The organism is Actinomadura decatromicini (assembly GCF_008121305.1).
Lineage (GTDB): Bacteria > Actinomycetota > Actinomycetes > Streptosporangiales > Streptosporangiaceae > Spirillospora > Spirillospora syzygii.
On sequence record NZ_VSRQ01000003.1, the window covers coordinates 806,447 to 830,218 of the forward strand.

25 protein-coding genes are annotated in these 23,772 nt (G+C 72.6%); 16 read left to right on the top strand and 9 right to left on the bottom strand.

Annotated elements, in window-relative coordinates:
- Nucleotides 1–9 precede the first annotated feature (9 nt).
- Nucleotides 10–1,242, bottom strand: coding sequence for a cysteine desulfurase-like protein (locus tag FXF68_RS17450; protein ID WP_148760360.1), 1,233 nt, complete (start codon nt 1,240–1,242; stop codon nt 10–12).
- A gap of 92 nt (nt 1,243–1,334) precedes the next feature.
- Between FXF68_RS17450 and FXF68_RS17455 the strand changes: the two genes are divergently transcribed.
- Entirely contained in the window at nt 1,335–1,676 is a 342-nt protein-coding gene (locus FXF68_RS17455) for a HEAT repeat domain-containing protein (RefSeq protein ID WP_222869981.1), read from the top strand.
- On the opposite strand, the gene FXF68_RS17460 is transcribed toward FXF68_RS17455, so the two are convergent.
- The gene (locus FXF68_RS17460) at nt 1,673–3,772 is read right to left on the bottom strand and encodes an outer membrane protein assembly factor BamB family protein (RefSeq protein WP_148760362.1); all 2,100 of its coding nucleotides are present in this window, start codon (nt 3,770–3,772) and stop codon (nt 1,673–1,675) included. The genes FXF68_RS17455 and FXF68_RS17460 overlap by 4 nt on opposite strands.
- Nucleotide 3,773: 1 nt before the next feature.
- Nucleotides 3,774–4,607, bottom strand: a complete 834-nt coding sequence (locus tag FXF68_RS17465) for a hypothetical protein (RefSeq protein WP_148760364.1) — start codon at nt 4,605–4,607, stop codon at nt 3,774–3,776.
- A 214-nt stretch (nt 4,608–4,821) separates the two neighbouring features.
- Here FXF68_RS17465 and FXF68_RS17470 point away from each other — a divergent pair, with 214 nt between their 5' ends.
- The gene (locus tag FXF68_RS17470; protein ID WP_148760859.1) at nt 4,822–6,972 is read left to right on the top strand and encodes an MMPL family transporter; all 2,151 of its coding nucleotides are present in this window, start codon (nt 4,822–4,824) and stop codon (nt 6,970–6,972) included.
- A 25-nt stretch (nt 6,973–6,997) separates the two neighbouring features.
- On the opposite strand, the gene FXF68_RS17475 is transcribed toward FXF68_RS17470, so the two are convergent.
- Together FXF68_RS17475 and FXF68_RS17480 are read right to left on the bottom strand one after the other, a co-directional pair.
- Nucleotides 6,998–7,660 (bottom strand): response regulator, encoded by a 663-nt coding sequence (locus FXF68_RS17475; protein ID WP_148760366.1) that lies wholly within the window; start codon nt 7,658–7,660, stop codon nt 6,998–7,000.
- Nucleotides 7,657–8,787 (bottom strand): sensor histidine kinase, encoded by a 1,131-nt coding sequence (locus FXF68_RS17480; RefSeq protein WP_148760368.1) that lies wholly within the window; start codon nt 8,785–8,787, stop codon nt 7,657–7,659. The genes FXF68_RS17475 and FXF68_RS17480 overlap by 4 nt, the downstream gene beginning before the upstream one ends.
- A 179-nt stretch (nt 8,788–8,966) precedes the next feature.
- Between FXF68_RS17480 and FXF68_RS17485 the strand changes: the two genes are divergently transcribed.
- Entirely contained in the window at nt 8,967–9,653 is a 687-nt protein-coding gene (locus tag FXF68_RS17485; protein ID WP_187437973.1) for a DMT family transporter, read from the top strand.
- Nucleotides 9,654–9,778: 125 nt separating this feature from the next.
- Here the strand turns inward: FXF68_RS17485 and FXF68_RS17490 are convergent, their stop codons facing one another.
- Complete coding sequence (locus tag FXF68_RS17490; RefSeq protein ID WP_148760372.1) at nt 9,779–10,246, bottom strand: cysteine dioxygenase; 468 nt, start codon at nt 10,244–10,246, stop codon at nt 9,779–9,781.
- A 249-nt stretch (nt 10,247–10,495) separates the two neighbouring features.
- Between FXF68_RS17490 and FXF68_RS17495 the strand changes: the two genes are divergently transcribed.
- The 7 genes from FXF68_RS17495 (at nt 10,496) to nhaA (ending at nt 16,683) form a co-directional block, all read left to right on the top strand.
- Nucleotides 10,496–11,272 carry a sulfite exporter TauE/SafE family protein gene (locus tag FXF68_RS17495; protein ID WP_148760861.1) on the top strand — a complete coding sequence of 259 codons (777 nt, stop codon included), beginning with the start codon at nt 10,496–10,498 and terminating at the stop codon, nt 11,270–11,272.
- Between the two features lie 66 nt (nt 11,273–11,338).
- Nucleotides 11,339–12,013: a peptidylprolyl isomerase gene (locus FXF68_RS17500; protein ID WP_148760374.1), complete on the top strand. Its 675-nt coding sequence runs from the start codon at nt 11,339–11,341 to the stop codon at nt 12,011–12,013.
- Nucleotides 12,014–12,160: 147 nt separating this feature from the next.
- Nucleotides 12,161–13,027: a S8 family serine peptidase gene (locus FXF68_RS17505; protein WP_148760375.1), complete on the top strand. Its 867-nt coding sequence runs from the start codon at nt 12,161–12,163 to the stop codon at nt 13,025–13,027.
- 144 nt (nt 13,028–13,171) lie between these two features.
- A complete protein-coding gene (locus FXF68_RS17510) occupies nt 13,172–13,771 on the top strand; it encodes a sulfite oxidase-like oxidoreductase (RefSeq protein ID WP_148760377.1) in 600 nt (199 codons plus the stop codon).
- Nucleotides 13,741–14,496, top strand: a complete 756-nt coding sequence (locus FXF68_RS17515; RefSeq protein ID WP_148760379.1) for a ferredoxin reductase — start codon at nt 13,741–13,743, stop codon at nt 14,494–14,496. The genes FXF68_RS17510 and FXF68_RS17515 overlap by 31 nt, the downstream gene beginning before the upstream one ends.
- A 16-nt stretch (nt 14,497–14,512) precedes the next feature.
- Entirely contained in the window at nt 14,513–14,797 is a 285-nt protein-coding gene (locus tag FXF68_RS17520; protein WP_148760381.1) for a DUF6510 family protein, read from the top strand.
- Complete coding sequence (nhaA, locus tag FXF68_RS17525; protein WP_148760383.1) at nt 14,794–16,683, top strand: Na+/H+ antiporter NhaA; 1,890 nt, start codon at nt 14,794–14,796, stop codon at nt 16,681–16,683. Before FXF68_RS17520 ends, nhaA begins: the two co-directional genes overlap by 4 nt.
- 28 nt (nt 16,684–16,711) lie before the next feature.
- On the opposite strand, the gene FXF68_RS17530 is transcribed toward nhaA, so the two are convergent.
- A complete protein-coding gene (locus FXF68_RS17530) occupies nt 16,712–17,563 on the bottom strand; it encodes a DUF6745 domain-containing protein (protein ID WP_148760385.1) in 852 nt (283 codons plus the stop codon).
- 114 nt (nt 17,564–17,677) lie between these two features.
- Between FXF68_RS17530 and FXF68_RS17535 the strand changes: the two genes are divergently transcribed.
- From FXF68_RS17535 to dapB, 3 genes are read left to right on the top strand one after another with little or no spacing between them, the layout of a single operon-like run.
- The gene (locus tag FXF68_RS17535; protein ID WP_148760386.1) at nt 17,678–18,514 is read left to right on the top strand and encodes an arsenate reductase/protein-tyrosine-phosphatase family protein; all 837 of its coding nucleotides are present in this window, start codon (nt 17,678–17,680) and stop codon (nt 18,512–18,514) included.
- Nucleotides 18,511–18,900 (top strand): VOC family protein, encoded by a 390-nt coding sequence (locus FXF68_RS17540; protein ID WP_148760388.1) that lies wholly within the window; start codon nt 18,511–18,513, stop codon nt 18,898–18,900. Before FXF68_RS17535 ends, FXF68_RS17540 begins: the two co-directional genes overlap by 4 nt.
- Nucleotides 18,901–18,920: 20 nt before the next feature.
- A complete protein-coding gene (gene dapB, locus FXF68_RS17545) occupies nt 18,921–19,733 on the top strand; it encodes a 4-hydroxy-tetrahydrodipicolinate reductase (protein ID WP_148760390.1) in 813 nt (270 codons plus the stop codon).
- 104 nt (nt 19,734–19,837) lie between these two features.
- Here the strand turns inward: dapB and FXF68_RS17550 are convergent, their stop codons facing one another.
- A complete protein-coding gene (locus tag FXF68_RS17550) occupies nt 19,838–20,539 on the bottom strand; it encodes a DUF4360 domain-containing protein (RefSeq protein WP_246178754.1) in 702 nt (233 codons plus the stop codon).
- A 287-nt stretch (nt 20,540–20,826) separates the two neighbouring features.
- Nucleotides 20,827–21,480, bottom strand: coding sequence for a TetR/AcrR family transcriptional regulator (locus FXF68_RS17555; RefSeq protein WP_342787139.1), 654 nt, complete (start codon nt 21,478–21,480; stop codon nt 20,827–20,829).
- Between the two features lie 103 nt (nt 21,481–21,583).
- Between FXF68_RS17555 and paaA the strand changes: the two genes are divergently transcribed.
- From paaA to paaC, 3 genes are read left to right on the top strand one after another with little or no spacing between them, the layout of a single operon-like run.
- Nucleotides 21,584–22,543 carry a 1,2-phenylacetyl-CoA epoxidase subunit PaaA gene (gene paaA / locus FXF68_RS17560; protein ID WP_148760396.1) on the top strand — a complete coding sequence of 320 codons (960 nt, stop codon included), beginning with the start codon at nt 21,584–21,586 and terminating at the stop codon, nt 22,541–22,543.
- A 58-nt stretch (nt 22,544–22,601) separates the two neighbouring features.
- Nucleotides 22,602–22,886 carry a 1,2-phenylacetyl-CoA epoxidase subunit PaaB gene (gene paaB, locus FXF68_RS17565; RefSeq protein WP_148760398.1) on the top strand — a complete coding sequence of 95 codons (285 nt, stop codon included), beginning with the start codon at nt 22,602–22,604 and terminating at the stop codon, nt 22,884–22,886.
- An 8-nt stretch (nt 22,887–22,894) separates the two neighbouring features.
- Nucleotides 22,895–23,767 carry a 1,2-phenylacetyl-CoA epoxidase subunit PaaC gene (gene paaC, locus FXF68_RS17570; protein WP_148760400.1) on the top strand — a complete coding sequence of 291 codons (873 nt, stop codon included), beginning with the start codon at nt 22,895–22,897 and terminating at the stop codon, nt 23,765–23,767.
- Nucleotides 23,768–23,772 lie beyond the last annotated feature (5 nt).

The window sequence follows — 23,772 nt, forward strand, 5'->3', positions numbered from 1 at the left end:
AGGGGTTACTCAAGCCCGGCGCAAGAACGCTTCGAGGTTCGTCAGCAGGCGATGGACATCGGCGGCGTCGTTGTAGGGGGCGAGGCCGACGCGGAGGCCGCCGGCGTCCCCGAGGCCGAGCCTGCGGGACGCCTCCAGCGCGTAGAACGACCCGGACGGCGCGTCCACTCCGCGCTCGGCGAGGAACCGGTAGGCGTCGGCCGTGTCGCGTCCGTCGATGGTCAGCAGCAGCGTCGGCGTCCGCTCGGCCGCCCGTGAATGGACGGTGACCTGGTCGAACGCGCTCAGCCCGTCCTCGATCGCGCGGCGCAGCCCGTCCTCGTGGTGGTCGAGCGCCTCGAAGGCCGCGACGAGGCGGTCGCGGCGGGTGGCTCCGTGCTGCGGGCCGAGCCCGGCGAGGAAGTCGACGGCGGCGCGGGCCCCGGCGAGGAGCTCATAGGACAGCGTGCCGAACTCGAACCGCTCGGGGACGGCGTTCGTGGACGGCAGCAGCTTGTCCGGCGCCAGCGTCTCCAGGAGATCGGGACGCCCGGCCAGCACCCCCATGTGCGGGCCCAGGAACTTGTAGGGGGAGCAGGTGAAGAGGTCCGCGCCGAGCGCCTCGACGTCGACGGAGACGTGCGCGGTGTAATGCACGCCGTCCACGTAGAGGAGCGCCCCGGCGTCGTGCGCCGCCCGCGCGATGTCGGTGATCGCCGGACGGGTGCCGATCAGGTTGGACGCGGCGGTGACGGCGACCAGGCGCGTCCGGTCCGAGAGCACCGCGCGGACGGCGTCGACCGGCAGCTCGCCCCTCGCCGGGTCGAAGTCGGCCCAGCGCACCACGGCTCCGGCCGCCTCCGCCGCCTGGATCCACGGCCGGACGTTGGAGTCGTGGTCGAGCCGCGTCACGACGACCTCGTCGCCCGCCGACCACGTCTTGGCCAGCGTCCGGGAGAAGTCGTAGGTGAGCTGGGTGGCGCTGCGTCCGAAGACGATCCCGGACGGGTGCGCGCCGAGCAGGTCCGCGAGCGCCCGCCGCGCCTCGGCGACGATCGTCTCGGCGTTGCGCTCCCCCGGCGTGACGTCCCCGCGGTTCGACAGCGGGCGGGACAGCGCGTCCGCGATCGCCTCGATGACGGGCAGCGGCGTCTGCGTCCCGCCCGGCCCGTCGAAGTGCGCGGACCCGCCCTCCAGCGCGGGGAACCACGCGCGGACGGCGGAGACGTCGTAGGCCGTGTCCCGCTCAGTGGCCTCTGCCATGGGCACCTCCGTGTTGTGTCCGGGATGTTCCATCATGGGCGATAGCGGCTGGTCAGCGGCCACCGGCCCGGCCCGCTGCTAGGGTCGGCGCCATGTCGCGGCGCCGTTTCGACCAGGCCATGCAGCGGATGCGGGAGAAGGACCCGGGGACCCGCGAGGACGCCTTCGACTTCCTGCGCGAGCACGCCGACGCCTACGTCGACGAACTCATCGCTGAATTCGCTGCGGAGACCGACGATCCCGGCCTGCGCTGCTGGCTGCTGGAACTGATAGCCGAGGCCCGCTCGGAGAAGGCCCTCGACCTCTTCCGCGACCACCTGGAGGACATGGACGAGTCCCTCCAGTTCTGGGCCGTGCGCGGCCTCGAAATGCTCGACACGCGCGAGGCGGAGCAGGCGCTCGACCAGGCCCGCGCGAACGGCTTCATCTCCTAGGCGGGCCAGCGGCGGTGCGGGGCGGCGGGGGCCGGACGCCAGGGGCCGGACCCGACGCGGTACATGAGCCCGCCGTCCGACATCCGCAGGTCGATCAGGTCGTGCTCGACCTGGCAGCAGGGCGCGCCGGGCGGGACGACGGCCGCCGCGAGCCGCACCGTGTCCCCGTCCTGCCGGACGATCTGAACGTCCTGGTAGTAGGGCCGTTCGGCGGACTCTCCGGGCGGCGCGCCGACCAGCCGGTCGCCTTCGAAGAGGAACACCTGGCCGCAGGCCGGAGGGCCGCAGTCGGCGTAGACGGCGCGCAGCGGCCCCGGGTTGGGCGGTGACATCTGGATCAGGGGGGCGAAGCCGCGGTCGTGCACGGCCTTCTCCACGGCGGCCCGGTCGAACGCGTCCGCCGGGCCCGGTGGACGGTCCGCCTGGAGGAGCCGGGCGATCCTTTCGGTGAGGCCGACCTGGGCGGGCGCGAAGACGGCGATGACGAACCGTCCCCGGGCGACCAGCGCGCGGTCGGCGACGGGAGGGGCACTGGCGGTCATGCCGCGGTACTGGTAGCCGCCCGGTCCGGCCTGCCACACCCCCGGCGGTCCGGGCAGCAGGCTCTGCGTCAAGGTCTCGGCGGCCGCCCGGTCGGGGGCGACCCAGGCGACGCGAAGCGAGAAGGGGTGCCGACCGGCGAAGTCGCATCGGTCGGAATAGGGCAGACGCGTTCGTTCGGCGAACGGCGACGGCTTCGCGGGAAACCCGGTGTAGCGGCCGAGCGCGGCGAGTCGTGCCGGGGTGAGCAGGCGGCACGGGTCCGGCCAGTCGGACGGTCGCGCGCCGCCGAGCCGCGGGTCGGGCAGGGTTTCGCGGTCGAGCCGCAGCGCCGTGAACCGGTGTTGCTGCGCGGTGTGGGAGACGAGGAGGACATATCCGGGGATCGCGCCCGCGAACTGTCCGGAGACCGGCCACGCGATGGGCGGCGTGGTGCGTCCTGACGCGTCGATGAGGCTCGTCGTCCCCGGTTGGGTCTCTTCATTGGCGCCGTTGACCAGCACCAGCCCGTCGGCGGCGGACACTCCGTCCTCGGACCCCACCGAACGGCCGCCGGGCGCGATCGTCACCTCCGTCTTCCGCCGCCACAACTCGGCGCCGCGGGCCAGGCTGACGGCCCGCAGTTCGCCGTCGCCCGCGAGGATCGCCTGGCGCCCCATGACCTGGACGAGGTGCCCCGGCGACCCGTCGACGCGGTCGATCACCAGCCGCGGTCCCGAGACGACCGTCGTCGTCCGCGGAAGCGGGCGCGGAGGATTCGGGGCGGTCGGGTCGGCGGACGTCCATTCGACGCCGACGGCGTCGGGCGTCGTCGCGACGTCGACGACGGACCCGGGGATCTCGGTGCTGTAGAGCCGTCCGTTCTCGGGGTCCACCATGAGGAGCGGGCCCTTCTCGCACACCACGACCACCATGTTCTCGGTGGCGGACAAGGTGCCGTTCGAGCACGCGCTGGAACGCGTCCAGCGCGTGCGGCCGGTCCTCGGGTCGAGCCCGATCATCTCTCCGGTCACGGCCGTGAAGACGACGCCGCGAGAGGTGACCGCGGTGGCGCCGAGAAAACTGTATCTGCCGGTCTCCACGACATGGCTCGAATACATGTCCTGGACCCACAGCTCGCGGCCGGAGGAGAGGTCGTACGCACGGAGTTGCCGGAAGTCGAAATTGCGCGCGCTGTTCGCACGCGTCTGCGCCACGACCACGCCGCCCGCGAGCGCGACGTCTCCGACCTTCTCGCCGACCGGGATGTCGTGCAGCATCCGCCCGGTCCTCGGGTCGCGGACCTGGACACCCGTCAGGTCCGGCAGGACGGCGGCGTCCGGCGAGAACGACGCCTCCGGGCGGCCGATGAAGTCCCAAGCGTCGAGTCCGACGTCGAGATTGGCGACGGTCGCCGTCCATACCGGCGTCATGAGGTTCGGAAGCGCCCGCCCGGCCCACGACCGGTCCGCGGCCTCGCGCGGCCCGGAGTCGGCCGCGCACACCAGCGCCGCGGATAACAGCAGGACGGCGGCCAGCGCCACGCGGGTCATGCGCCCGTGGCGCCGTCCGAGCACGTCAGCAGCCCTTCAGCGGCAGGAACCGGCACGCCTTGCGCACCGTCGCCTCGTCGTATCCGGAGCCCTTGACGAAAATCGACCGGTAGCGGGGCGCGGGCCCGGTCACCCGGAACGGACGCTTGAGCTTCGGGTCGCCGTCGTAGACCACCAGGGACTCCGCCGCCTTGTTCCTGTGCGCGTACCGGACGGCGATGTCGAATTCGAGATATCCCCTGGTGATGGAGACCACGAGATGCGCCGGGATCTGCTCTCCGGCGGCGACCGTGATGACGGAGCCGTCGCCGTAGCGCTTCCCGCCGATCTTCACGACGGGCGGCGTCGCGTCGAGGTCCGCGGTCAATTGGGCGACGGGCGGCGTGCCCGCCGAGGAATGGCACAGCACGGCGGCGGACGCCGCCGGGCGCGCCTTCTCCCGGGGCCGGATCTCGATTCCGGTGATGGTGGCCTGGCCGCTGCCGCCGCGCAGGCTGAGGTCGATCGGGAGCTCGCCGATCCAGGCGCCGCCGAGCCGCCGTGCGACGTCCTCGACGCCGGAGTCCAGCCGGACGGCCGCCCGGTCCCGCGCGCCGGGCGGATCGCGGAGCGCCATGCATCCCGCCTCCGGCTCCTTGGACGCCGCGCTCGCCCACATCGGCGGCTCGGCGGTCGCCCGCTGCGCCTTGTCGGACAGGACGTCCTTCGCGACGGGGAGCAGGACCAGCGTCATGACCGAGGCCACGGCCAACCCGCCGAGCGTGAACAGCCGGACCTTCAGCCTTTTCCATAACGGCGGGCTCTGCCGGTCGGTCGAGGGCGGGTGCGCGCGGGGCCGGAGATTCCGGGGAGGAGCCACGCGTCCGAGCATAAGGACGCGCCCCGGTAAACACCCAGCGCGAAAGGGGCCGGTAACGGACGTCCCCGCGACGGCCGTGCGCGGGTGGGCTACCGCGCGCGGAGTACCGCGGGCGCGGTAGCGGGGGGCCGATAGTGCCTTTTCCTGCACGACGACGCCGAACAGCCGAAACACAAGCATTGGAGGGACGCCCAAAGACGCGAGGAGAACGATGATGCCCACCGAGAACCCGCCTCCGGATGGAGTCCTGGCGAGACTGGCCCGGTTCTGCTTCCGGCGCCGCCGCCTGGTCGTCCTGGCCTGGATCGCCGGCGTGCTCGCCGTGGCGTTCGCCGGGTTCGGATATGGCGCGGCCTACGACAACGATTTCTCCGGCGGCGATTCCGGGTCGGCGAAGGCGCAGCGGATCGTCGAAAGGCATTTCCCCGAGCAGCAGGGTGACACGCTGACCCTCGCCGTCAAGGCGGACCGGGGAGTCGACGACCCGGCCGTCCGGCGGAAGGTCGAGAAGGTCATCGCCGAACTGGCCGACTCGCCCGTGACGGGCCCGGTGACGTCGCCGTACCAGGACGGGAGCCTGGTCACGGCCGATCGCCGCATCGCCCGCACGACGATCCCGCTGACGGTAAAGGAGCCGCCGAAGTCCGACGTGAAGCCGCTGGTGGACGCGGTCAAGGACGCCTCCGGCGGCGGCGTCACGCTGGGCCTCGGCGGCGAGATGGCGGAGAAGGCCGAGACCCCGGCGCAGGGTCCGGCCGAGGGCGTCGGGGTGCTCGCCGCCGCCGTGATCCTGTTCATCGCCTTCGGCTCGCTGGTGGCGATGGGCCTGCCGATCGTGACCGCGCTGATGGCGATCCTCGGGGGCATCGCCATGATCAGGCTGGTCGGATACGTCATCCCCGCGCCCGACTTCACCGTGATCGTCGCCGCGCTGATCGGGCTCGGCGTCGGCATCGACTACGCCCTGTTCATCGTGACCCGCTACAAGGAGGCCCTCCAGGACGGCGACGGCCCCGAGGCGGCCGCCGTCAAGGCGATCACGACCGCCGGGCACGCCGTCCTGTTCGCCGGGACGACCGTCATGATCGCCCTGCTCGGCCTGACGGTCGTCGGCCAGCGGCTGATCACCGGCGTCGCCGTCGCCGCGGCGCTGACCGTGCTCGTGACGATGGCCGCCGCGGTCACCCTGCTGCCCGCGTTCCTCGGCTTCACCGGCCACCGGATCAACTCGCTGCGGCTGCCGCGCCGCGGCGGGCGGGGGCCGGCGCGGGAGCGGCGCACCCCGGCGGAGCGCTGGGCCGGTGTCGTGCAGCGCCGTCCGCTGATCGCGGCGACGCTGGCGGGCGCGGGCCTGCTGGTGCTCGCCGCGCCGCTGCTGTCGATGCGGCTGAGCCTGCCGGACGCGAGCGTCCAGCCCCACGACCGCAGCAGCTACACGTCCCATGTGATCGTCTCGGAGGGCTTCGGGCCGGGCTACGGCGCGCCGCTGATCTTCGCGACCGAGACGGGGGCGCGGTCCGACCTGGGCCCGGTCGTCGAGGCGGTCCGCGCGACGGAGGGCGTCGCCTCCGTCACCCCGCCCCGGACCAGCCGGGACGGGCAGGCCGCGATCTTCATGGCGTTCCCCTCGACCGGCTTCCAGGACGAGGCGACCGCCGACCTCGTGCACCGCCTCCGCGACGACGTCCTGCCCGGCGCGCCCGGCGGCGCGGACGTCCGGCTCGGCGGCCCGAACGCCCTCGCGATCGACTTCTCCGCCGACATCGGCGCGCGGCTGCCGCTGATGATCGCGGTCGTGGTCGCGATGTCGCTGGTGCTGCTGGTCGCGCTGGTCCGGTCGGTGACGATCGCGTTGCAGGCCGCCGTGCTGAACCTGCTGTCGATCGGCGCCGCGTACGGGGTGCTGGTGGCGATCGTGCAGTGGGGGTGGCTGGGCGGGCCGCTCGGTTTCCCGACCGAGACGCCGATCGCGAGCTGGGTGCCGATGCTGATGTTCGCCCTGCTCTTCGGCCTGTCGATGGACTACGAGGTGTTCCTCGTCTCGCGGATCCGCGAGGAGTACGAGCGGTCCGGCGACACCCGGACGGCCGTCACCCGCGGCCTGGTGCGGACCGCCAAGGTCATCACCGCCGCGGCCGCCATCATGGTCGCCGTCTTCACGACGTCCCTGCTCGGCCCGGACGTGGCGGTCAAGCAGATCGGCCTCGGCATGGCGGTCGCCGTGCTCATCGACGCGACGATCGTCCGGATGGTGCTCGTCCCGGCCGTGATGGAAATGTTCGGCAAGGCCAACTGGTGGATGCCCGGACGCCGGAAGCGGATGCCGTCCGCCATTCCTCAGGTCGAGGAAACGGCGGGAGTCTGAGTTCACGGCCGGTGGCCCCTCGGAGTCATTGACTCCGAGGGGCCACCAATCCGGACTCATAGGCGAGGACGACGAGCTGGGCCCGGTCACGGGCCTGGAGCTTCGCCATCGCCCGGTTGATGTGCGTCTTCGCCGTGAACGGGCTGATCACCATCCGGTCGGCGATCTCGTCGTTCGACAATCCCTGAGCGGCCAGCAGAACGGCCTCGCGCTCCCGGTTCGTCAGTTCCTTCAGCCCCTCCCCGACCCCGGGATTGAGGGGCTGAGCGACGTACCGGCTGATCAGCATCCGGGTGATGGACGGCGCGAGCAGCGCGTCCCCCCGCGCCGCGACCCGGACGGAATGCAGCAGGTCGTCGGGCTCGATGTCCTTGACGAGGAATCCGGCGGCGCCGGCCCGCAACGCGTTGAAGACGTATTCGTCGAAGCCGTAATTGGTCAGGATGACCACGTGGACCCCGGCGAGGTCCGGGTCGGCGGCGATGCGGCGGGTCGTCTCGATTCCGTCCATGACGGGCATCTGGATGTCGATGAGCGCGATGTCCGGGAGGTGCTCCTTGATGAGCGCCAGGCCCTCCTGCCCGTCCCCGGCCTCGGCGACGACGTCGATGTCGTCCTCGGCCTTCAGCAGGGCCCGGAAACCGCCCCTGATCAGCGGCTGGTCGTCGCACAGCAGGACGCGGATCACGACAGCTCACCCACCGGGAATTCCGCCCGCACGCTGAACCCGCCCTCGCTGCGCGGCTCGGCGCTCAGCCGCCCGCCGAGGGCCGTGACGCGCTCCCGCATGCCGAGCAGCCCGACGCCCGGAACCGGCGAAACACCCGGCGTCGCCTTTCCGTCGTCGTCGACGCGAATGGCGAGCGTCCCCGGGCGGTAGTCGATCCGGATGGACGCCGTGGCGGCGGCCGCGTGCCGCGCCGTGTTGGTCAGCGACTCCTGGACGATCCGGTACGCCGTCTGGTCGACCGCGACCGGCACGTCCTGCCGCTGCCCCTCGATGGTCAGCGTCGTCTCCAGGCCGATCCCCCGCGCCCTCTCCACCAGTTCGGGGACGTGGTCGAGCCCGCGCGACGGCGACCGCTCGTCGTCGCGCAGCGTCTCCAGCGTCGCGCGCAGCTCCCGCGTCGCCTCCCGTCCCGCCTCCTGGATCGCGAGCAGCACCTCCGGCACCGGCTCGCCCCGCTTGCGGGCCAGGTGCACGGCGACCCCGGCCTGCACCTTGATGATCGAGATCTGGTGGGTGAGCGAGTCGTGCAGCTCCCGCGCGATGTGCAGCCGCTCCTCCGTCGCGCGCAGCCGGGCGGCCTCCTCGCGGGTGCGCTCGGCCTCGTCCGCCCGCAGCTCCGCCTGCCGCAGCGCCTCCCCGGCGGCGCCCGCGGCGACCAGCCAGGCCAGTTCGAGGACGCCCTGCGCCTGCGCGAACGCGTCGCTCAGCGGCCGGTCCCCGGACGACGCCATCGCCGCGACCGGAAGGGCCGCCAGCAGGGCCGCGCTCACCGCCAGCGTCACGGTGCGATGCCCCGACCGGACGGCCGTGTAGACCGCGAACAGGTACGCGACCGCGGGCACCTCGAACCCGACCGCCTTGTACCCGACCGCGCACAGCCCCGTGACCACCAGGACGGGCACGGGGGCGCGGCGCAGGCCGACGAGCGCCAGCCCGCCGACCACCACCAGCGCGTAGCCGAGGAAATCAAGGTCGGAAGGGGTGTGATCCTGGGCCAGCGCGGCGCCGAGCAGCATCGCCGCCACCCCGGCCGCGATCGCCGGGTCCCGGACCCGGGCCCAGAAACCGGACAATCCGCAGCTCATACGCGGACCCTACCCGGACCTCCGCGAACGCGAATCGTGCCGTCGGACGAACGTCCGCCTACTGCAAGCGCGGTATGCCGCGGCGGCGGCCGACTGATCGTCAGCGAGGCTTCATAGGTTTCCATTTCCGAGAGGGGTACCGGGGAAGGAGCGCGCCGCAATTCAGGGAATCGCCGATCGTGACCCTGCTGGTGACGGGCGTGCTGCTGCAGACCGTCCAGCTCGGCGGGGTGTTCTTCGGGCTCGGGCTCGGGCACGGCGTCCCGGCGGGGCTCTCGGCGCTGATCATGAGCGCGTGCCCGCTGATCGTCGCGGCGGTCGCCGTCCCGATGTTCGCCGAGCGGCTGACCGGACGGCAGTGGGCCGGGCTCGCCCTCGGCCTCGCGGGCGTCGTCGTCTGCGTGAGCGGGAACGTCTCGGGGGGCGGCGCGAGCGGCGCCGGATACGCCTACACGGGGCTGGCGCTGGCCGGGCTCGCCGCCGGGACGCTGTACCAGAAGCGGTTCGGCGGCACGGTCGACCTCCGGACCGGAACGGCCGTCCAGCTCCTCGGCGCGACCGTGACGACGTTCCCGCTGGCCATGGCGCACGGCGGGCTGCGGATGCCGCTCAGCGCGGCGGCGCTCGGCTCGCTCGCGTGGCTGGCGGTCGTCAACTCGATCGGCGCGCTGATCCTGCTGTTCGCCCTGCTGCGGCGCGGGACGGGCGGCGCCGCGACCAGCCTGCTCTACCTGGTCCCGCCGGTGACGGCGGTGCTCGCCGTGCCCGTCCTCGGGCAGGACCTCACCGGGAGCGTGGTGCTCGGCATGGCGATCTCGGGCGCGGGTGTGTTGCTCGTGTTGCTCCGCGTACGGAGACGTGCTTGACGGAGGAGGTAGGGCCTGGCCCGATACCACGCCACGACCGGGCCAGGCCCTCGCAGGGGAGGTGGTCCACTGCCGCGCACCACCGGTGCGTCAGCCTCCGGCGCCTCCTCCACCGTTCGGCCGGGTCACCATTGACCGGCCTCTTCGGTCACAAGCCGCACCAGGCGGCCGTCGTGCAGGTCGTACCGATTCATGGTCGACAGCGGCGGCGAGTACACGTGCACGCTCACCGCGGGCGCGGCCGACACGTTGCGCACCTCGTGGACGTAGTCCGCCCCGAAGGCGCGGGACTCGCCGGGCGACAGGTCCCGCACCGTACCGAGGTCGCGCTCCTGGAGGCTGCCGAGCGCCACCGCGAACGCGCCCCGCGAACCACCGTGGTCGTGCAGCCCGGTCGTCTGGCCGGGCAGCCAGCTGATCAGCCAGAGCTCGCGCTCGTCGTCCCGGTGCAACCGCTCGTACCAGCGTCCCTGGGCGCTCAGCCGCACGCGCGGCAGCCAGGCGTCCAGGTTCTCGGCGAGGTCGGACACCGTGGCGGCGAGCGCCGTGTCTCCGTTCCCGACCCTCTCCGGGATGGTCGTGCCAATCGTCATCGCTCCGGTCTCCCACTCTCCGCGTCGTTGGTCGTGCGCCATGCGTCACTTGGACGTGGAGCTACGACACAGACCGCCGGCGAGCCGTCCGAAGTCGACGTGCGGTCGCGTCCAGAGAGCGAGACCCGAATGCATGAGACCCAGCATGGCCGGGATTCCCTACTAAGTCAACCTGAAATATGGTCAAGCTTCTTCGGGGAGCCCCGGGAGCACCGCTGAGCAGGGCGGTAAGGCAGGCTTTGTCCGGTGATGCCGGAGCTGCTGTTCGGGTTCGCCGCCGGGGCGTCGATCGCGGTCGTGACGGCCCCGGTCGGGGTGTCGGGGGCGGTGTTCCTGCTTCCCGCGCAGCTCAGCCTGCTGAACGTCCCGAACCCGGCGGTCACCCCGACCAACCTGCTGTTCAACGTCGTCGCCGGGCCCGGCGCCCTGGTCCGGCACCACCGCCAGGGGAGCCTCGCCGGGCCGCTGACGCGGCTGCTGGTCGCCGGGACGCTCCCCGGCGTCGTCGCCGGGGCGGTGATCCGGGTGTTCGCCGTCCCCGGGCCGGTGGTGTTCCGGCTGCTGGTCGGACTGCTCCTGCTGCCCCTCGGGGTGTGGCTGTGCGTCCGGGCGCTGCGCCCGGCCCGGCGGCGCGCCGGACGGCCGTCCACCCGCTTCGTCACCGGGCTCGCGCTGGCCGTCGGCACGGTCGGCGGCGTCTACGGCATCGGCGGCGGGTCGATCATCGGGCCCGTGCTGGTCGGACGCGGCATGCCCGTCTCCGAGGTCGCGCCCGCCGCGCTGGCGTCCACGTTCCTCACGTCGGTGGCGGGCGCGGCGACCTACGCGGTGCTCTCGCTCACCGCGCACGGCGACGTCGCCCCGCACTGGACGCTCGGCGTGGCCTGCGGGCTGGGCGGGCTGATCGGCGGATACGCCGGGGCGCGCCTGCAACCCAGGCTTCCCGAGACCGCGCTCAAGTTCACGCTGGGGTCGGCGGCCGCCGTTTTGGCGGTGCTCTATCTCGTCCAGGCGGCCGCCATTTAGACGCTGGCCAGTTCGTCGGTTTTTGCCACTAGGCCGGTGCCGCGATGATCACTACGGTAATGCGGTATGAGACCGCGCTGGACCGTCCTCGCCCTGGCCGCCGGTTTTGCCGCCGCGCTCGTCGTCCCGTCCGGCACCGCTCACGCGGCGTCACCGGAAAAGGGCGGGCACGCGGTCCGGTGCGTGTTCACTCCGACACCCGACAATCCGCCTGCGAAACGGGTGCACCCGCCGCGTTCCAAAGCGCGTTCCCACGGCAAGGTGGACGTCGTCATCGGCACGAACTTCGGCGATGTGCGCATACGGATGGACAGGGGTGACGCACCGTGTGCGGTGCACAATTTCGTGAGCCTGTCGCGGCAGCGGTTCTATGACCGCACGCGGTGCTGGCGGCTGACGAACTCGCCGCGGCTCGGCGTCCTGCAGTGCGGCGACATCTACGCCGCCGAGAAGGGCGGGCCCGGGTACAAGTTCGACGACGAACTGACCGGCCAGGAGAAGTATCCGCGCGGGACGGTCGCCATGGGCAACTGGGGCCCGGACACCAACGGAAGTCAGTTCTTCATCGTCCACTCGCGCGCCGACATCCCGCCCGCGTACACCGTCCTCGGCAAGGTGACCTCGGGTCTCCGCGTTCTGGACCGGATCGTCAAGGGCGGCATCATCCCGGGCGAGAACGGCCCCGACGACGGCGAGCCGGCGACGCCCGTCAGAATCCACCGGGTCTTCGTCCGCGGCTGACGGAACGCAGTTCCGCCGTTTCGTTCTGCACTGGCCTGTTCCGGCCGCCTCCGACCTCGGTTAATGGCTTTTCCCGACCTTGCGATCAAGCATGGGCGCTGTCACGATGATTTTGCCACGGACCGCGCCTGGGGGTGGTCGGGTTTCATGGATTCGCTCTCTCTGGTCGGTCTCGGCCCTTTGATGGAACGCTCCGCCGGAAGTCCCGGTATTGGCGTCGGAATCGTCGACGGGCCCGTCCTGTCCGGGCATCCGGCCCTGTGGGGCGCGCGCGTCGTGGGCACGCCGGGCGGGCATGAGGCGACCTGCGCCCGGCCCGGCCACCCGGCCTGCCTGCACGGCACTTTCATCGCCGGAATCCTGGCCGCGCGGCGCGACTCCGGCGCTCCCGCCATTTGCCCGGAATGCACAATCTACGTCCACGCGGTTTTCACCGACCATTCCGGGAACGGCCGGACGCCGACCGCCACTCCCGAGGACGTCGCCACCGGAATACTCGCCTGCGCCGCGGCGGGCGCCCGCGTCGTGAACGTCAGCGCCGCCATGGACCGGCCCCGTCCCGACCACGAGCGGCGGCTCGTCGACGCGCTCGACCACGCCGCGCGGCAGGGCGTGCTCATCGTCGTCGCGGCGGGCGACGACCGGGCCGCCGGGAGCAACGCGCTCACCGGCCACCCCTGGGTCCTGCCCGTCACCGCCTACGACCGGACGGGACGTCCCATGCGCGGCTCCAACCTCGGCCGCTCGATCGGGCGGCGCGGCCTCGGCGGCCCCGGCGACCGGGTGACGAGCCTCGGCCCGGACGGCCCGCCGCTCGCCCGGAGCGGCACGAGCGTCGCCGCCCCCTTCGTCACCGGGACGATCGCGCTCCTCTGGTCGCTGTTCCCGACCGCGTCCGCCGCCGAGATCAGGACCGCCGTGACCGCCTCCGGCACGCGCGCGAGCTTCGTGCCGCCGCTGCTCGACGCCACCGCGGCGCTCCAGGCGATGACCCGCAGGCGGACCCACGCGTGACCAAGCCCGAGCCGTCTCCCGAAGGCGAGCCGCCCCGGCCTGGCCGAATTCTTTGGGGCCTCATGGGGCGCGGTTTCGCGTCACCCCGCCCTCGGCGGGGACGATCCAACGAAACCCCCGTCCCACTCGACTGAGGAGGCTGCGATGGGGACCGTCTCGCCCGGCTTTCACGGTCGGCGGCGCGAGTCCGCCGCCGAGCTGCCGCCGGGGCAGTACCTGACCAACGACTTCCCGGTGCTGTCGGCGGGCCCGACCCCGCGGATGCGGGAGGACGAATGGGAGTTCACCGTCACCACGGAGACGGGCCGAGAGCACCGCTGGACGTGGCGTGAGTTCCTGGACCTGCCGGCCGAACGGCCGAAGGTCGACATCCACTGCGTCACCAAATGGTCCAAGCTGGGCACCGAATGGGAGGGTGTGTCGGTGGACGCCCTGCTCGCGGACGTCGACACCGAGGCCGATTTCGCGCTCGTCCACTCCTACGGCGGCTACACGACCAATCTGCCGCTCGCGGACCTGCTCGATGGGCAGGCGTGGATCGTCCACCGCTACAACGGCGAGGAGTTGGCGCCCGAGCACGGCGGACCGGCGCGGCTGCTGGTGCCGCACCTGTATTTCTGGAAGTCGGCGAAATGGGTGCGCGGAATCCGGCTGCTCACCGACGACGAGCCCGGTTTCTGGGAGTCCGCGGGCTACCACGACTACGGCGACCCATGGCGCGAGCAGCGGTACCAGGGCGACTAGCCTGGCGCGTCGCGCGGCTCGCCGAGGCGCGCCGGGAGACCGAGACGGCGCGCACGCTGGTCTTCGACGTCCCGGACTGGCCCGGCCAGACAGCCGGTCAGCACGTCGACCTGCGGTTGACCGCGGACGACGGGTACACCGCGCAGCGCAGCTATTCGCTTTCCGCACCCGACCGGGTGGAACTGACCGTCCAGCGGATAGCGGACGGCGAGGTGTCCCCCTATCTGACCGATGTCATCGGCCTCGGAGACCCGGTCGAGCTTCGCGGCCCGGTGGGCGGCTGGTTCGTCTGGCGGCCCGGAACGGAACGGGCCGGTTTCGTGTGGGGGGACGACCCCCCACACCCCCCGGTACGGCCTGTGTTGCTCGTCGCAGGCGGGTCGGGAATCGCGCCACTGATGGCGATGATCCGGGCGCGCCGCCGATCCGGGGACGGGACGCCGTTCACGCTCCTCTATTCCGTCCGGACGCCGTCCGACGTGTACTTCGCCGACGAACTCCGGCGTCCCGACGACGGCCTGAACGTGGCGCTCCTCTACACCCGCGAGGCCCCGGACGGCTGGCCGCGCCCGCCCGGCCGCCTCGCCCCCGCCGACCTCGCGCGGGTCGGCCTGGACAGCGACTGTTTCGTGTGCGGACCGACAGGATTCGTGGAGGCGGCCGCCGACCTGCTGGTCGCCCGCGGCCACGACCCGCGCCGGATCAAGACCGAACGGTTCGGCTGAGCGGAGGCTGATCGACATGACCGCGCGAAACCCGGAGTACGTGGACGGAAACGCGCTCGCCGGGCCGCTCGGCGAGCTGTTCGCCCTGCTCGCCATGGACGTCACCGACGCCGCCGGACGCTGCGTCAACTGCGGCCGCACCGGCCCGGTCGCCGCGCTCGCGGTGTACGACCGCGCGCCCGGCATGGTCGCCCGCTGCCCCGGATGCGATCATGTGATGTTGCGCCTGGTTCGCACACCGGACGCGGCCTGGCTCGACCTCAGCGGGATGGTGTGGCTGCGCGTGACGACGGAGCGATGACGGAAGGCCAGGCGGCCGGGCCGTTCGCCGGACGGACGACGGCATGGGCGCGGAACCTGCGCACCCCGCTCCGCGAGTTCATGCGCACCGAGACCGGCGGCGCGGTGGTCCTGCTGGCCGCCACGCTCGCCGCCCTGGCCTGGGCGAACGCGGACCAGGCGTCCTACGAGCGGGCCTGGTCGACGCACCTGTCGGTCCGGCTCGGCGGCGCCGGGATCTCGCAGGACCTGCGGCACTGGGTCAACGGCGGCCTGATGACGGTGTTCTTCTTCGTCGTCGGGCTGGAGGCGCGCCGCGAGTTCGACATGGGCGAGCTGCGCGACCGGCGGCGGCTCGCGCTGCCGCTCGCGGCCGGGATCGGCGGGATGCTCGTCCCGGTCGGGATCTACCTGGCGGTGAACGCCGGACGGCCGTCCGCGCACGGCTGGGGCATCGCGATGTCGACCGACACGGCGTTCGCGCTGGGCGTGCTCGCGCTGGTCGGACGCAGGTTCCCGGCCCGGCTCCGCGCGTACCTGCTGACCGCGACGGTCGTGGACGACGTCGTCGCGCTCCTCGTGATCGCCACCGTCTACAGCGAGGACGTCTCGGCGCCGCCGCTGCTGCTCGCGGCGGGCCTGCTCGCGGCGACGGTGGTCGTCCGCGCGCTGGGGATCCGGCAGGTCGCGGTGTACCTCGTCCTCGGCGTGGCCGCGTGGGGGGCGCTGTACTCGTCCGGGGTGGAGCCGGTGGTCGTCGGCCTTGCGATGGGCCTGCTGACGTACGCGCACCCGGCGGCGCGGAGCGACCTGGAGCGCGCGACCGAGGTGTTCCGGCTGTTCCGCGAGCAGCCCACCCCGGAGTTCGCCCGGTCCGCGCGGACCGGCGTGGCCGCCGCGATCTCCCCGAACGAGCGGCTCCAGCTCCTGATCCACCCATGGACGAGCTACGTGATCGTGCCGCTGTTCGCGCTGGCCAACGCGGGCGTCCCGATCAGCGCCGGGTTCCTCGGCCGCGCCTTCACGTCCCCGATCACGCTCGGCATCCTCGTCGGCTACGTGGTCGGGAAACCGGTCGGCATCGTCGGCTTCTCGTGGCTCGTCCGGCGGGTGAGCGAGGGGCGGCTGCGCCCGCCGGTCGGCTGGGCCGCCGTCGCGGGCGGCGGCGCGATCGCCGGGATCGGGTTCACCGTCGCGCTGCTGATCGCGACGCTGTCGTTCACCGGCGACGAGCTGGAGGAGGCGAAGATCGGCGTGCTGCTCGCGGCGCTCGCCGCGACGGTCGTCACGTGGACCGTGGTCCGCGTCGCGGCGCTGCTGCCCGCGCGGCTGCGGCTGCGGGCGCTGCTCGGCACGGCGGAGAGCATCGTCGACCTGGCCGCGCCGGTCGACCCGGGCCGCGACCACGTCCGGGGGCCGGACCGGGCGCCCGTCACGGTCGTCGAGTACGGCGACTTCGAGTGCCCGTACTGCGGGCAGGCCGAGGCGGTGATCCGGGAGCTGCTCGCCGACCACGGGGACGTCCGGTACGTGTGGCGGCACCTGCCGCTGAACGACATCCACCCGCAGGCGCAGCTCGCCGCGCACGCCGCCGAGGCCGCCGCCGCGCAGGACGCCTTCTGGGAGATGCACGACCTGCTGCTCGACCGGCAGGACGCGCTCCAGCCGCGCGACCTCGTCCGGTACGCGGAGGAACTGGGCCTGGACGTCGAGCGTTTCCGCCGCGACCTGCGCTCGGGCACGGGCGCCGCGCGGATCGCGGAGGACGTCGACTCCGCCGACCTGAGCGGCGTCTCCGGCACCCCGACCTTCTTCGTGAACGGGCGCCGCCACGTCGGCGCCTACGACATCGCGACGCTGTCCGCCGCCGTGAAGTACGCGCGCAAACGGGTGGCGGTGGGCTCGTAGGAGGGCCCACCGCCACGACGGACATCGATCAGACCGGCTGCCAGCCGTCCCGGTAGCGAACGTTCCGGACTTGGACCTCGTCGTGCCACGTCCCGGGCACCGGTTCGACGCTCACCGCCTCGGGACGCTCGACCACGACGCACACGTCCTCGCCTGGCCACCACCACCCGCACGAGCGGGCGAGCGCGGCCCAGTGGGCGAGGTGGTCGAGGTCGTCCGGTCTGTAGCGGGCCAGGCCGAGCCGGTGCAGGACGTCGTAGTACGCGATCCACGGTGCGTCCTGCTGCCCGTACCAGCACACCGGCACGGGCCCGTTGCCCAGCGCGTCCCGGACGGGCACGCGGAAACCGGTCGCGAGGCTCTGGTGCAGCGCCACCCGGATTCCCTGATGCAGGACGACACCGAACGGAATCCCGACACGGATCGCGTCCAGCGGCGGCAGTTCGGGCCACCGCTCACCGCGTTTGCTCTTCCGCACCAGGGACAGTTCCGGGTCGGCGTGGATCACGGTCGAGCTGAGCGCTCCGCGCAACTTCGCCCCGGCCATGGCCACGTCGCTCGCCACCGGCGGAGCGCCCCTCGAAGCCGGCCGCCGGATCCCCCGGTACAGGTCGCCGAGCGTGGGCAGGCCGGTGACCAGCGGAATCGCCGCCTCCGGAGAGTCCACCCAGACGATCTTCGGCCGTGGACGTGAGATCTTCGCGTAGATCGCCTTGAGGCCGCGTTCGGCGGTGAGCCGGTCGGCCGGTTCCGTGGACAGGCCGTGGCCGAGCCATTCCTGCCTGATCTTGACTGCTTCCCGCCACTGGTCGCGGGGATTCCCGCTCCGAGAATCGACGGCGGGGACGGCGGCGTCTTCGCGCCGCGCGAGCGCGATCATCGCGCGTGGGCGTCGCCGCCCTTCCTGATGGAGATCATGACCAGATCATGAACCCTCCCCCGCCCCGGACGCAACCGCCAACTACATCAAACCAGTTTGATGTATTGTCGGGGCATGGTGCTCCCGGAGCGCGACGAAGTCGGCGCCGCCGAGCCGCCGGAGTTCGTGCGGCTGGCCGCCCACCCGCTGCGGTGGCGGCTGCTGGCCGAGCTGGCGGGCGGCGACCACCGCGTCCGCGAGCTGGTGGCCCGGGTCGGCGAGCCGCAGAACCTCGTCTCCTACCACCTGCGGCTGCTGCGCCGCGGCGGGCTGGTCACCGCGCGGCGGAGCAGTTTCGACGCCCGCGACAGCTACTACCGCCTTGACCTGGACCGCTGCGCGGACGCGCTCGCCGCCACCGCCGGTGCCCTGCATCCCGCGCTGCATCCCGCGCTGCATCCCGCACTGCATCCCGCACTGCATCCCGCGCTGCATCCCGCGCTGCGGCTCGAACCGGCTCCGCCGCCGCCATCGTCCGGACGGGCGCGGGTGCTGTTCGCCTGCACCGGCAACAGCGCCCGCTCACCGGTCGCGGAGGCGCTGCTGCGCCACCACGCCCGGGGGCGCGTCGAGGTGACGAGCGGCGGCAGCCGTCCGGCGGAGCGCGTCCACCCGGCGGCCGTGGAGCTGCTGAGGGAGCGCTACGGCATCGACATCGCGCGGCAGCGTCCACGCGCCCTGAACGACCTGGCCGCCCGCCGGTTCGACCATGTGATCACCCTGTGCGACCGGGTGCGCGAGGTCTGCCCGGAGTTCGGCGGCCGGCCGCGGCTGGCCCACTGGAGCGTCCCCGACCCGGCCGCGGCGGAGGACGGCGACGCCTTCGCCCGCACGGTCACGGAGATCGACACGCGCGTCCGCCACCTGGTGCCCGTCCTCGCATACGGCCCTGACCCGGAGGTTCAACCATGACCGAAGCGCAAGAGCAGGTCGGCGTCCGCTACATCGTGGACGACGTCCAGGCCGCCGTCGACTTCTACACCGGCCGTCTCGGCTTCGCGCCGGGCTTCACCGCCGCGCCCGCGTTCGCGGAGGTCGTGCGCGGGCCGCTGCGGCTGCTGCTGTCCGGGCCCGCGTCGTCCGGCGCCCGGGCCACCCCGGCGGACGCCGCCGTCCCCGGGCGCAACCGCGTCCACCTGATCGTGGCCGACCTCGACGCCGAGGTCGCGCGGCTGACCGCCGCCGGGACGGCGTTCCGCAGCGACCTGGTCAGCGGGCCCGGCGGGCGCCAGATCCTCGTCGCGGACCCCGCCGGCAACCTGGTCGAGCTGTTCGAGCCCGCCCCCCGGGACGGCTGACCGCTGCCTACAGTGGCGGCATGATCAGAGTCTGTTTCGCCGGGGTGACCGGCTGGACCGCGCCGCCCATCCTCGCCGCCGTCGACCGGGCCGACGACCTGGCGCTCACCGCCGGGGTGTCGCGCTCGGCGGCCGGGCGGACCCTCGCCGACGCCGTGGGCCACGGCGACGGCCGGGTCCACGCCTCGGTCGCGGACGCCCTCCGGGACGCCGAGTTCGACGTGCTCGTCGACTACACCAGCGCCGCCGCCGTCCGCGGCAACGTGTGGACGGCCGTCGAGGCGGGCGTGCACGCGGTGGTCGGGTCCAGCGGGCTGACCGCCGCCGACTACGCCGAGCTGGACGGGCTCGCCCGGGAGCGCGGCGTCGGCGTGATCGCGGCCGGGAACTTCTCGGTCATGGCCGCGCTGCTCCAGCGGGCCGCCTCGCTGGCCGCCGCGAAACTGGACCACTGGGAGATCATCGACTACGCGAGCGACACGAAGCCGGACGTCCCGTCCGGGACGGCGCGGGAGCTGGCCGAGTCGCTGGGCGAGATCCGGCGGCCGGAGGGCGGCGTCCCGCTGGACGAGCTGCACGGCCCGGCCGAGGCGCGCGGCGCGGAGGTCGGCGGGACGCGGGTCCACTCGGTGCGGCTGCCGGGCTTCTCGGTCAGCACGGAGGCGGTGTTCGCGGGAAAGGGCGAGCGCCTGGTCATGCGGCACGCCGCGGGCGATTCCGCGGAGCCTTATGCGGCCGGGACGCTGCTCGCGGTCCGGCGCGTCCGCGAATCGCCGGGAGTGCGGCGCGGGCTCGGCGCGCTGCTGTTCGACGACGCCGGAAAAGAAGGCTGAACTTCGTTGGAAAAATGCGAGCGGTGGCCGGGCCTGGTACGCGATTTCCGTACCGGGCCGACCACCGCCGCTGCTCTCTCGGTCTTGCTGGCGGAACGAGTCGATTACTCCGCGCAGCGCTTCCACGCGAGCTGGTAGCGCGAGTTACCGTAGTTCGATTCCATCGCGACGAAACTCGACTTGCCGTCGGAGTCGCCCGCGGCCGCCCGCAGTTCGGTGTTGATGTTCAGGTTGCGCTCCTTGGCGCACGGAGCGAAGATGCGGTCCGCGGGAGCGATCTTGTCCTGGATCTTCCAGGAGTCGTTGTACGGACCGGTGAAGTCGTGGGCCACGGCCTTGGAGCGGCTGTCGCCCTGGAAGTAGTAGTTGGCGCGCAGCAGCCCGGTGGCGCCCGGCTCCAGGTGCGCGAATCCGCGGTGCTCGATCCCGGTGATCGCGTAGGTCCAGCCCTCCGGCGCGTCGACACGCACGTTGAGCTGGCAGTTCTTCCGGAAGGAGGCGGGCGGCGCCTGGCCGCCGGCCCACGCGACGTACTGCTCGTAGCTGACGGTGAAGGCGGTGTTGTCGCCCGAGGGGGTCACCTTGGCGGTGCCGGCCGCGCAGCCGGAGCCGTTGACCGTCTCGACCTCCATGGTCACGGGGGCGGACGGGACGGCGGGAGCGGGAGCGGGGTCGGCGTCGGCCGCGGAGTTGGCGGACGCGGGCGCGAACACTGCACTGGAAGACGCGAGCATGGCGGTGGCGGAGGCCACGGCCGGCACGACCAGCCCGGCGCCCAGCACGATCGCGAGTCGTTTTGCGTTCATCATGGGTCGGGATCTCTCAAGTGAAGTTGTGGGGAGGAATGTGCTGTCATCGCACGTCCGGCCACACCGCCGTTGTCATCTGGCATCGAATTTCACGACGTCTTTCGTGGTCAGAGCCTCAATGACGATCCTCGGCCGAGAATCTGCGGTGTGAGAGTAATCCCGGCCCAGGTGAGCGTCAACCTCAGCACCCGCGACTTTTTTAACAGTTGAATTTGCGAGTTCCCTTTAAGGATGCAACTAAGGCCGTTTTCTGTTGACGGCGCAGCCCCGGGGCGGTGCCGGATTCAACCGGCGGCCGGGCCGCGGCGGCGCAGCCCGTCGAACGCCACCTTGCAGAGCGCGTCCGCGATCTCCTCGGCGGCCGCGCCGCCGCGCGGCCGGTACCACTCGATGAGCGAGTTGACGAGCCCGAACAGGAGGCGGGCGGCGACCGGCGGCGCGACGTCCGGGCGGATGTCGCCCTCCGCCTCGGCCCGCTCGACGAGCCCGGCGACCAGCCGGTCGAACTCGCGGCGGCGGGCGAGCGCCCGCTTCTCGACGGCCGTGTTGCCGCGCACCCGCAGCAGGAGGGTGACGAACGGCTGCTGCTCGACGAGGACGCCGACGCTGGCCCGGACGAGGTGCTCCAGCCGGTCGATCGCGCGGCCCTCCACGGTCACGGCCTCGTCAGCGGCGGCGAACAGGGCGTCCAGCGCGCGGTCGACGGCGAGCTGGAGCAGCTCGTCCTTGCCGGAGACGTGGTGGTAGATCGCGGACTTGCTGATGCCGAGCCGCTTGGACAGCTCGTCCATGCTGGTGCCGTCGTAGCCGCGCTCGTTGAACACGGTGACGGCGACGCGCAGCAGCGACTCCCGGTCGTAGCCGGGCCGGCCGCGCCTGGCCGTCCCCCCGCCGCCGACCGCTCCGCCGCTGGTCCCGCCGCCGTCCGTCCTGGTCACGGCGGCCATTATCGCAGCGTCCCGGCGCCCCGAGGCTTCTCCCCGGCCCGGTTCGCGAGGTATATTCTGACTGAACGGACGGTCGGTAATTCGAGGAGGCCGGATGGCTCCGAGCACCGGGACGGCCGAGGCCCGCGCGGCCGAGCCCCAGGGCGAGGCCGCGCATTTCGAGCGGACGGTCGCCCGCGACCAGCGGATCGAGCCGCGCGACTGGATGCCGGACGCCTACCGCGCGACGATGGTCCGGCAGATCGCGCAGCACGCGCACTCCGAGATCATCGGGATGCAGCCGGAGGGCGCCTGGATCACCCGCGCGCCGTCGCTGCGCCGCAAGGCGATCCTGCTCGCCAAGGTCCAGGACGAGGCGGGCCACGGCCTGTACCTGTACTCGGCGGCCGAGACGCTCGGCGCCGACCGGTCCGAGCTGACCGCGAAGCTGATCTCCGGGCGGCAGAAGTACTCGTCCATCTTCAACTACCCGACGCTGACGTTCGCGGACGTCGGCGTGATCGGCTGGCTGGTGGACGGCGCGGCCATCTGCAACCAGGTGCCGCTGTGCCGCAGCTCCTACGGCCCCTACGCGCGGGCGATGATCCGCATTTGCAAGGAGGAGTCGTTCCATCAGCGGCAGGGCTACGAGCTGCTGATGACGCTGATGCGCGGCACCGGCGCCCAGCGCGAGATGGTGCAGGACGCCGTGAACCGCTGGTGGTGGCCGTCGCTGATGATGTTCGGCCCGCCGGACGCCGACTCGACGCACACCGCGCAGTCCATGGCGTGGAAGATCAAGCGGCACACGAACGACGAGCTCCGGCAGCGGTTCGTGGACATGACCGTCCCGCAGGCGGAGGCGCTCGGCGTCACCCTCCCCGACCCCGACCTGCGCTGGAACGCCGAGCGCGGGCACCACGACTTCGGCGAGATCGACTGGTCGGAGCTGAAACGGGTGATCAGCGGCGACGGCCCCTGCAACGCCGAGCGCGTCGCCGTCCGCCGCGCCGCCCACGAGGGCGGCGCCTGGGTCCGCGAGGCCGCCGCCGCGTATGCGGAGAAGGCCCGATGACCGGAGCGAAGCGAGGATCTTCGGGCCTGGGGGTCGTCCCCCAGAAAGGCAGGGCGTGATGGACAAGGACTGGCCGCTCTACGAGGTGTTCGTCCGGGGGAAGCGCGGGCTGAACCATGTGCACGTCGGGTCGCTGCGCGCGCCCGACGACACGATGGCGCTGCGCAACGCCCGCGACCTCTACACGCGGCGGAACGAGGGCGTGAGCATCTGGGTGGTGAAGGCGCGGGACATCACCGCGTCCAGCCCGGACGAGAAGGACCCGTTCTTCGCCCCGAGCGGCGACAAGGTCTACCGGCATCCGACGTTCTACGACATTCCCGAGAACGTCCCGCACATCTGAGGTCCGCAATGTCGTTCGACAACGCGCTCGGCGCGATCGCCGAGGACAACGACGAGGCCCGCTGGGCGTTCGGCACCGGGTTCCACGACCCGCTGGCGGCCGTCGACACGGCCGTCCCGGACGGGGTCGACCGCGGCGACCTCGCGTCCTACTGCCTGATGCTCGGCGACGACGCGCTGATCATGTCGCACCGGCTCCAGGAGTGGTGCACGCACGCGCCCGAACTGGAGGAGGAGGTCGCGCTCGCGAACGTCGCGCTCGACCTGCTCGGCCAGGCGCGACTGCTGCTCGCCCGCGCAGGCGCCGCCGAGGACGCCGGGCGCGGCGAGGACGACCTGGCCTTCTTCCGGGACGCGGCCGAGTTCCGCAACGTCCGCCTGACCGAGGTCCCGAACGGGGACTTCGCGCATTCCGTCGTCCGGCTCCTGCTGTTCTCGACGTGGCGGCTGGCGCTGCTGGACCGGCTCGGCGCGTCCCGCGACCCGGTCCTCGCGGCGATCGCGGCGAAGGGCGTCAAGGAGGTCGCCTACCACCGCGACCACGCCGCGCTGTGGACGGTCCGCCTCGGCGACGGCACCGACTTCTCCCACGCCCGCGCGCAGCGGGCGGTGGACGAGCTGTGGCCGCTGACCGGCGAGCTGTTCGGCGTCCACGACGTCGAACGGCGGATGGCGGGCGCGGGCGTCGGCGTCGACCCGTCCGGCGTGCGCACCGAGTTCGACGCCGTGATCGGCGAAGTTCTGGCGACGGCGACGCTCCGGCTCCCCGAACCTCGGCCGCCGCGCATAGCCGGAAGGAGCGGCGACCACACCCCGGCCCTGGCCGACCTGCTCGCGGAGATGCAGAGCGTGGCCCGCGCCCACCCGGGGGCGGCATGGTGAGCGCG

Excerpts from the sequence above, each read along its gene's own strand:
- FXF68_RS17450 (WP_148760360.1), bottom strand. The coding sequence starts at position 1,242 with ATGGCAGAGGCCACTGAGCGGGACACGGCCTACGACGTCTCCGCCGTC.
- FXF68_RS17455 (WP_222869981.1), top strand. The coding sequence starts at position 1,335 with ATGTCGCGGCGCCGTTTCGACCAGGCCATGCAGCGGATGCGGGAGAAG.
- FXF68_RS17470 (WP_148760859.1), top strand. The coding sequence starts at position 4,822 with ATGCCCACCGAGAACCCGCCTCCGGATGGAGTCCTGGCGAGACTGGCC.
- FXF68_RS17480 (WP_148760368.1), bottom strand. The coding sequence starts at position 8,787 with ATGAGCTGCGGATTGTCCGGTTTCTGGGCCCGGGTCCGGGACCCGGCG.
- FXF68_RS17490 (WP_148760372.1), bottom strand. The coding sequence starts at position 10,246 with ATGACGATTGGCACGACCATCCCGGAGAGGGTCGGGAACGGAGACACG.
- FXF68_RS17495 (WP_148760861.1), top strand. The coding sequence starts at position 10,496 with ATGCCGGAGCTGCTGTTCGGGTTCGCCGCCGGGGCGTCGATCGCGGTC.
- FXF68_RS17500 (WP_148760374.1), top strand. The coding sequence starts at position 11,339 with ATGAGACCGCGCTGGACCGTCCTCGCCCTGGCCGCCGGTTTTGCCGCC.
- FXF68_RS17505 (WP_148760375.1), top strand. The coding sequence starts at position 12,161 with ATGGATTCGCTCTCTCTGGTCGGTCTCGGCCCTTTGATGGAACGCTCC.
- FXF68_RS17510 (WP_148760377.1), top strand. The coding sequence starts at position 13,172 with ATGGGGACCGTCTCGCCCGGCTTTCACGGTCGGCGGCGCGAGTCCGCC.
- FXF68_RS17515 (WP_148760379.1), top strand. The coding sequence starts at position 13,741 with ATGGCGCGAGCAGCGGTACCAGGGCGACTAGCCTGGCGCGTCGCGCGG.
- FXF68_RS17520 (WP_148760381.1), top strand. The coding sequence starts at position 14,513 with ATGACCGCGCGAAACCCGGAGTACGTGGACGGAAACGCGCTCGCCGGG.
- nhaA (WP_148760383.1), top strand. The coding sequence starts at position 14,794 with ATGACGGAAGGCCAGGCGGCCGGGCCGTTCGCCGGACGGACGACGGCA.
- FXF68_RS17530 (WP_148760385.1), bottom strand. The coding sequence starts at position 17,563 with ATGATCGCGCTCGCGCGGCGCGAAGACGCCGCCGTCCCCGCCGTCGAT.
- FXF68_RS17535 (WP_148760386.1), top strand. The coding sequence starts at position 17,678 with ATGGTGCTCCCGGAGCGCGACGAAGTCGGCGCCGCCGAGCCGCCGGAG.
- FXF68_RS17540 (WP_148760388.1), top strand. The coding sequence starts at position 18,511 with ATGACCGAAGCGCAAGAGCAGGTCGGCGTCCGCTACATCGTGGACGAC.
- dapB (WP_148760390.1), top strand. The coding sequence starts at position 18,921 with ATGATCAGAGTCTGTTTCGCCGGGGTGACCGGCTGGACCGCGCCGCCC.
- FXF68_RS17550 (WP_246178754.1), bottom strand. The coding sequence starts at position 20,539 with ATGAACGCAAAACGACTCGCGATCGTGCTGGGCGCCGGGCTGGTCGTG.
- paaA (WP_148760396.1), top strand. The coding sequence starts at position 21,584 with ATGGCTCCGAGCACCGGGACGGCCGAGGCCCGCGCGGCCGAGCCCCAG.
- paaB (WP_148760398.1), top strand. The coding sequence starts at position 22,602 with ATGGACAAGGACTGGCCGCTCTACGAGGTGTTCGTCCGGGGGAAGCGC.
- paaC (WP_148760400.1), top strand. The coding sequence starts at position 22,895 with ATGTCGTTCGACAACGCGCTCGGCGCGATCGCCGAGGACAACGACGAG.